Consider the following 7,811-nt stretch of genomic DNA (forward strand, 5'->3'; position numbering starts at 1 on the left):
TTAAAATAAAGAAGAGCTATCAGGTATTATCCTGATAGCTCTTCAAAGTTAAACGAATTATTTCTTATTTTCTTTTGCAACTGGACGCCAGATACCGAGGATAATCCCTGCAACTGCAGCACCAATTAAAACAGAAAGTAAGTAGAACGTTTTATTTGTAGCTAAGGCAATTACCCAAAGACCACCATGAGGTGCAGGAACAGAGACGTTCCAGAATTGACTTAAACCACCACCGATTGCAGCACCAATTACACTTGATGTAATGACGTGTAATGGATCTGCTGCTGCGTAAGGAATAGCACCTTCAGTAATAAATGAAATACCAAGAATGTAGTTTGACAAACCGGCTTTTCTTTCATCTTCAGAAAATTTATTTTTCCAGAATGTTGATGCAATAGCTATTGCAAGTGGAGGAATCATACCACCAACCATAACAGCAGCCATCATTTTACCATCACCAGTAGAAGTGAAGACACCAATTGAGAATGTATAAGCTGCTTTGTTAAATGGACCACCCATATCGATAGCCATCATAGCAGCAAGAATTGTACCGATTAAGACGGCATTGGCTGTTCCCATATGAGTTAAGAAATCTGACAAGACATGATTAATTTGTGCGAAGATAGGATTAACCATAAAGAACATAATCGCGCCGACAATTAATAAGGATAAAATAGGGTAGATTAGGATAGGTTTCATCCCATCTAGTGATTTTGGTAAGTTTTTAAAGAGTTTTTTAAGACCGACAATAACATAACCGGCAATAAAACCAGCTGCTAAACCACCTAAGAAACCAGAAACAGATTCAGTTTTAATAACATTTGCGGCAGCAAAGTTAGCCATGTAACCACCAACAATACCAGGCATAAGGGCAGGACGATCACCAATACTCATAGCAATAAAACCGGCTAAGATAGGTACTAAGAAAGCAAATGCATAATTACCAATTCCATTTAAGAAGATAAAAGTTTGTGAACTTGAGCCACCGGGAACGTATTGTTCAACGATGAATGAGAGTGCCATTAAGATACCGCCACCAACAACAAATGGTAACATGTGTGATACACCGTTCATTAAGTTCTTATAAATTTCATTCCAAACACTACCAGAGGTTTCTTCATCATTTTCAGCAGCGTCGGTTCCTTTAGCATGATAAATAGGTGCTTTTCCGTTTACTGCGGCAGTAATCAATTCTTCGGCTTTTTTAATACCATCGGTAACAGGACGGTTAATTAAAGGTTTGCCATCGAAACGATCCATAGCAACTTTTTTATCAGCGGCGACAATGACACCAGACGCACGTTTAATTTCTTCGTCAGTTAAACGATGCTTAATACCTTCTGAGCCATTTGTTTCAACTTTAATGTCAACGCCCATCTCTTCAGCTTGTTTGATGAGGGCAGCTTCAGCCATATAAGTATGAGCGATACCAGTAGGGCAGGCTGTTACAGCGACCACGTATGGATTACCTGATGGTTTAACATCAGTGTTTTTAGCAGCAAGTTGTGCAGCAGCTTCTTTTGCTTCTTTTTCATTTTCAGCGGCAGTGAAGGCAGCTTGAACCTCATCTGGAGTTGTGACTGTTTTTAATTTATCAACTAAATCGGGATTAATTAATAGACTTGATAAAGCAGCTAATGCTTGTAAATGGGCATCGTTTGCACCTTCAGGAGCAGCAATCATGAAAAATAAAAATGTAGGTTGACCATCAAGTGAATCATAGTCAAGTCCTGCTTTACTTTTAGCAAATAGGACAGTAGCACGTTTAACAGCTTTATTTTTTGCATGTGGCATGGCAATACCTTCACCGATACCAGTAGTTGATTGTGCTTCACGTTTTAGAATGTCTTGTTTGTAAAGTTCCTCATCATCAATCACGCCAGCCTCAAAGTATTTATGTACCATTTCATCAATTGCTTCGGCTTTTGTTGTTGCTTGAAGATCCATAATCATGACATCTTTAAGTAATAATTCATTTAAGTCCATAGTGTAAAACTCCTTTTATAATAGTTAGATTTTCTTAATATCAATTTGTGGTAAAATTTCGTTAATTTTTTCAATAGTTGCAATATCTTCAGAAAATGCAGTTGCGGAGCCACAAGCTAGTCCATATTTAAAACTTTCAATAGGATCATTAGTTTTTGCAAAGGTACCTGTAAAACCAGCAATCATTGAATCGCCAGCACCAACTGAATTAATAACAGTCCCTTTAGGCGCATTACTTTGGTAAACAGCATCTTTAGTAATCAATAGGCCGCCATCGCCAGCCATTGAAATTAAAACATGTTGTGCACCTAATTCTAATAATTTTTGACCATATTTCACAATATCGTTGATACCGTTTAAAGTAACATTGAATAATTCGGCTAATTCATGGTGATTTGGTTTCACGACGAGAGGTTTTTCACTAATTGTTTTCAATAGTGCTTCACCAGTTGTATCAATAACAAATTGTGCGCCTTTAGAACGAATTACTTTAATTAATTCATAATAAAAATCTTGAGATAGGTTAGGAACTAAACTACCAGCTAAAATGACAGTATCATCAGACGTCAATGTTTCAAATTGCTCATTGAATAGTTTAAGTTCATCATCTGATATTAGAGGACCCTTACCATTTATTTCGGTTTCTTGGTCAGCTTTTATTTTAATATTAATTCTAGAATCAGCTTTTATTTTTGTAAATTGAGTATCTAGGTGATTAGCTATCATAGCTGACTTAATAAATTCACCTGTGAATCCACCAATAAAACCAAGTGCTTTATTAGGTTGATTCAATTCATTTAAAATTCGGGAAACGTTTATACCTTTACCACCTGGTAATTTTGTATCATAATCCATCCGATTAACTTCGCCAAGCGTTAACTTATCTAGTTGAACGATGTAATCAATAGAAGGATTTAAAGTTACTGTGTAAATCATTGTTGTACCTCCAAAATTTTTGTTTGTGTTTTATAATTTTCAGAATCAGTTACCGGCAATTTATCAGTGATAATTGTAGCCTGATTAAGATCTGCAACTTTAATGAATGAAACTTGGTTAAATTTTGATTTGTCGGCTAAAACATAAGTTTGTCGACTTTGATGAATTGCGGCCAGTTTAACTGCGGCTTCTTCAGGATCTGGTGTGCTAAATCCAAATTTATTGTTAATTGAATTAATACCGAGAAAGACTAAATCAAATTGAAGGTTCTTGATTGATTTAATACTATCAGCTCCCACAATAGCCTTTGTATTAGCTTTAACTTGACCACCGATGACGATTGTTCTAATATCATTTTCAGAAAGAGAAAGTGCATGATTAACACCGTTTGTAACAACAGTTAGATTGTTAACTAACTTAAGATAGGGAATCATTGCGAAAGTTGTACTACCAGCATCAAGAAAAATCACATTATTAGGTTTGATTAAATTTGCAGCAGCTTTAGCAACTGCTATTTTATTTGGCGTATTTAATGAAAATTTTTCTTCTAAATTTGCTTCAACTTTTAATGATTGGATGCTTTGTGCACCACCATGAACTCTTACTAATTCACCATCAGTTTCAAGCTGCTGTAAATCGCGTCGAACAGTTGATTCTGAGACATTTAATTTATGACAAATATCTTGTAACTTAATATAACCATGTTTGTCAATTTCAGAAATAATATATTGGCACCTTTCAATTGTAAGCACTTTCTCAACTCCTTATAAATAAAATACCACCAAAAACATTCAAAATCAACCAAAAACATTCAAAAATACCAAAAAAATTTGAAATATGAGAAATTGGCTTGAATTTTTAAAAGAGTTAAGTAAATACATAGACAAATGACTTTTTCTTCTTTAAAATAGTAAGTTAGTAGTCAACGGAAAGAATAGGTGATCGTATGTTTATAGATCAAGTTACAATTGAAATAAAAGCAGGTAAAGGTGGCGACGGGATGGTAGCGTTCCGTCGAGAAAAATATGTACCTAATGGTGGACCAGCCGGTGGTGATGGTGGCCGTGGTGGTAGTATTGTATTTGAAGTAGATGAAGGATTAAGAACTTTAATGGATTTTAGATACAGTAAACATTTTAGAGCTGAATCTGGTGAAAAAGGAATGATTAAAGGGATGCACGGACATGGTGCACCTGATAAAAGAGTTCAAGTACCAGAAGGAACAACAATTAAAGATGCTGAAACAGGAGCAGTAATCGCTGATCTCGTTCATAAAGGAGATTATGCTGTTGTTGCCAAGGGTGGTCGAGGTGGTCGTGGCAATATTAGATTTGCTAGTCCTAAAAATCCAGCTCCAGAAATTTCTGAAAATGGTGAACCTGGAGTAGAACGTAAAATTCAACTTGAATTAAAAGTTTTAGCTGATGTTGGGTTAGTTGGATTTCCATCTGTCGGTAAGTCAACGCTTCTTTCAGTTGTGACAAGTGCCAAACCTAAAATTGCAGATTATCATTTTACAACGTTATCACCTAATTTAGGGATGGTTCGTTTAGATGATAACCGTGATTTTGTTATTGCTGATTTACCCGGATTGATTGAAGGGGCTTCAGTTGGCGTTGGATTAGGAATTCAATTTTTACGTCATATTGAGCGGACACGTGTTATTCTTCATTTAGTTGATATGAATCCTGAAGAAGGTCGTGATCCGTTTGACGACTATCTTAAGATTAATAAAGAATTAAAAAATTATGACCCTGAATTACTTGAACGTCCGCAATTAATTGTGGCAAGTAAGATGGATATGCCAGGGGCTGCAGAACAGTTAGAAGCATTTAAAAAACAATTGGCAGAAGATTCTACAGTGGAAGAAACACCTCGTGTATTTTCTACTTCTTCTATTACTCGTGAGGGACTACAAACCTTAATGAATGTAGCTGGTGATTTATTGGAAGAAACACCAATGTTCCCAGCACTAAACTTGAAAGAACAAGAAGCACAACAAAAAATCTATGATTTCGAAAAAGAACAAGAAAAATCTGCACCTGATTTTGTTATTAATAGGGATGAAGATTTAACTTGGGTTCTTTCTGGAGAAAAATTAGAACGTCTATACCAAATGACAAATATGGACCGAGACGAAAGTTTGATGCGTTTTGCACGTCAACTTCGTGGTATGGGTGTCGATGATGCTTTACGTGAACGTGGTGCTAAAAGTGGGGATATAGTGAGAATTGATAAATTCTCATTTGAGTTCGTTGAATAATTCGGAATATTAATAATTTACGGTTACGCTATCAGCAAATAAAAGGGTAATTTATATAAGATAAGAGGAGAACGGAACAAGATGGATAAGAAAAAAAGATTAAAAAAAGCCAGATATATTACTGGCTTTGATGGCGTGAGGACATTGGCTGTTATTGGGGTTATCCTTTATCACCTCGTGCCATCTAGTCTACAAGGTGGATACTTAGGTGTACCGATATTTTTTGTTGTATCGGGTTACTTGATTACTGATTTACTTAATCAGGAATGGGAACAAAATAAAAAAATTGATGTTCTAGGCTTTTATATTCGACGGGTTCGACGACTTTATCCAGCGTTATTGACGATGTTGATTGCAACTATTGCCTATATAACACTATTTCAAAGAGAGTTATTGAAAAATATTCAAGAAATTTTCGCATCAAATTTGTTATATGTTTATAATTGGTTTCAAGTTTTGCACAAAGAATCATATTTTGATCATTTCGGGACGCCATCACCATTTACGCATCTTTGGTCGCTATCAATTGAAGGTCAGTACTATTTTTTCTGGCCTATTATAGTGGCGTTGCTAATTGTGTTTTTAAAACGAAAAGAACGGATTTTTAATCTTATCTTTATCTTAGCTTTTATTTCCGCATTAGCGATGGCCTTCTTGTATAAAGCAGGATCTGATCCAAGTCGTGTCTATTATGGAACGGATACAAGAATGTTTTCAATTTTATTGGGGTCAGCACTTTCATTTATTTGGCCAAGCAGTTCTTTAAAAAAGGAAATTTCAAAAAAAGGCCGATTTGTTTTAGATGCGTTAGGTATAGTATCGCTCATAACAATTATTAGTTTGTTTTTGACTATGTCAGATCAAAGTTCGCTTGTTTATCGTGGAGGGATGTTTTTCTTTTCAGTTTTAGTTATGATTTTTGTAGCTACAATTGCACATCCTGGAGCGGATATGAACAAAATTATGACAAATCCTGTTTTTACTTGGGTTGGTAAGAGAAGTTATGGCATTTACCTATATCAATTTCCAATAATGGTATTCTATGAGTCAAAGATTCAGAGTATAGGTGATCATCCATGGCTAAACGCGCTAATTGAAATATCTATCATTTTATTAGTGAGTGATTTGTCATATCGATTCTTAGAAAGACCTCTACAAAGATTTAATTATAAACAAACATTTACATTTATTAAAGAAACCTTTACAAAGGATATTAAAAAAACTCGTCAAAAATTTTCTATTATTGTGGGTGCATTAATAATTGGTATAGCGTTGTTTGGAATAATTAACGGACCAAGTCTTTCAATTACTGGAGTGAATGCTTTACAGAATACTATTAGTGAGAATGCTAAAGTAGCTGATAAAAAGAATGCTGACGCATTAAAAAAACCGAGCTCGTCTAGTTCTAAGAAAAAACAATCAAGTAGCAAAAGTGCTTCTAAAACTAGTTCTTCAAAAGTAGTTGCTGAAAAACAAAGCCCAACATCATTAACAAAGGCTGAGACAAAAAAAGCCTCAAGCGTATATGCAACGGCAATTGGTGATTCTGTATTGGCAGATGGAGAAAACATATTACAAGATGATTTCCCACATATGTATGTTGATGCAAAAGTCGGTCGTCAGGTATATACAGCTGCTGATGATATTAGGTTGTTGGCTAAGCAAGGTAAACTTCAAGATAACGTTGTTATTGGTTTAGGGACAAATAGTCCATTTACAACCGATCAGTTTGACGATATTATGAGTGCAGTTGGTTCGGGGAAACAAGTTTACTGGATTAATGTACATGTCCCAACAAGGCGTTGGGAAGGTACCGTTAATAGCATGTTGGAGACACAAAAGAAAAAATATTCAAATTTGCATATAATTGATTGGTATTCATATAGTAAGGATCATACAGAGTGGTTTTATGATGATAATGTTCATCCAGATCCCGATGGTTCAAAGTATTATGCAACGTATATTGCAAGACAATTAATTAAAAATATGTAAAATACTTAAGAAGCCCTACAAACTATGGTTTGTAGGGCTTCTTATTTTTGGGTCTGCGTCAAATAGTGTTGGTGAGACGATAAACGTCTAATTTAATTAAGGGAAATCCAAAAGGATTTCCTTTTTTTAGTTATGAATTAATAAAATTCTTTCAAATAGATGATGCCAGTTTCTGAAACCGTAACAGCTACGTTTAAGTGTTTTAATTTTTCGGTTAAGTCCCTCTATAGGGCCATTTGAATATGGTGAAGATAAACTATTTTTAATATAATGCTGATTCTTTTTAAAAGTGGTTATTACAGTATCCATTTCACTGTTATTAGGTTGATAGTCTTCTAATAACTGAGTTAAATTAGAAGTGTCGGCTTTATTGATAGCTAATAAAATATCTTGATATGTTTCATAGACTTTTTTGAAGTTAGAACTTTGTTCTAATCCTAAATCAACAACATTCTGTTGCGTCATATATTCTTTCGTACTAAAAAAATAAACAGATTTTGAACTTTCTAGTTCTGTTTCTTGTTTGTGAAAAAGGCGCCACTGAGTTTTTAAAGCTTTGTAATAATCCCTTTATGGTTGTCAGATGAAATAATATAATTTCATCCGATAATCATGGAGGGATTTTTGTATGTCC

General features: G+C 34.7%; 5 protein-coding genes and 1 pseudogene. 2 read left to right on the plus strand and 4 right to left on the minus strand.

The window, feature by feature from the left end; all coding sequences use genetic code 11:
* Positions 1–57: 57 nt before the first annotated feature.
* The 3 genes from AC1RPW_RS05865 to AC1RPW_RS05875 are packed head-to-tail and all read right to left on the minus strand — an operon-like array spanning position 58 to position 3,674.
* Entirely contained in the window at positions 58–1,986 is a 1,929-nt protein-coding gene (locus AC1RPW_RS05865; protein ID WP_409022421.1) for a PTS fructose transporter subunit IIABC, read from the minus strand.
* A 24-nt stretch (positions 1,987–2,010) separates the two neighbouring features.
* Positions 2,011–2,922, minus strand: coding sequence for a 1-phosphofructokinase (pfkB, locus tag AC1RPW_RS05870; protein ID WP_481761717.1), 912 nt, complete (start codon positions 2,920–2,922; stop codon positions 2,011–2,013).
* A complete protein-coding gene (locus AC1RPW_RS05875; RefSeq protein ID WP_481761718.1) occupies positions 2,919–3,674 on the minus strand; it encodes a DeoR/GlpR family DNA-binding transcription regulator in 756 nt (251 codons plus the stop codon). Before AC1RPW_RS05875 ends, pfkB begins: the two co-directional genes overlap by 4 nt.
* A 194-nt stretch (positions 3,675–3,868) precedes the next feature.
* Here AC1RPW_RS05875 and obgE point away from each other — a divergent pair, with 194 nt between their 5' ends.
* Positions 3,869–5,185, plus strand: coding sequence for a GTPase ObgE (obgE, locus tag AC1RPW_RS05880; RefSeq protein ID WP_409022424.1), 1,317 nt, complete (start codon positions 3,869–3,871; stop codon positions 5,183–5,185).
* Positions 5,186–5,266: 81 nt separating this feature from the next.
* Entirely contained in the window at positions 5,267–7,177 is a 1,911-nt protein-coding gene (locus tag AC1RPW_RS05885; protein ID WP_481761719.1) for an acyltransferase family protein, read from the plus strand.
* 126 nt (positions 7,178–7,303) lie between these two features.
* On the opposite strand, the pseudogene AC1RPW_RS05890 reads toward AC1RPW_RS05885, so the two are convergent.
* Positions 7,304–7,726, minus strand: a pseudogene (locus AC1RPW_RS05890) (transposase); the annotation flags it as partial.
* Positions 7,727–7,811 lie beyond the last annotated feature (85 nt).

It is taken from the genome of Dellaglioa sp. CoH-55-MRSF-8 (genome assembly GCF_056782195.1).

Coding starts and splice junctions, on each gene's coding strand:
- AC1RPW_RS05865 (WP_409022421.1), bottom strand. CDS start 1,986: ATGGACTTAAATGAATTATTACTTAAAGATGTCATGATTATGGATCTT.
- pfkB (WP_481761717.1), bottom strand. CDS start 2,922: ATGATTTACACAGTAACTTTAAATCCTTCTATTGATTACATCGTTCAA.
- obgE (WP_409022424.1), top strand. CDS start 3,869: ATGTTTATAGATCAAGTTACAATTGAAATAAAAGCAGGTAAAGGTGGC.
- AC1RPW_RS05885 (WP_481761719.1), top strand. CDS start 5,267: ATGGATAAGAAAAAAAGATTAAAAAAAGCCAGATATATTACTGGCTTT.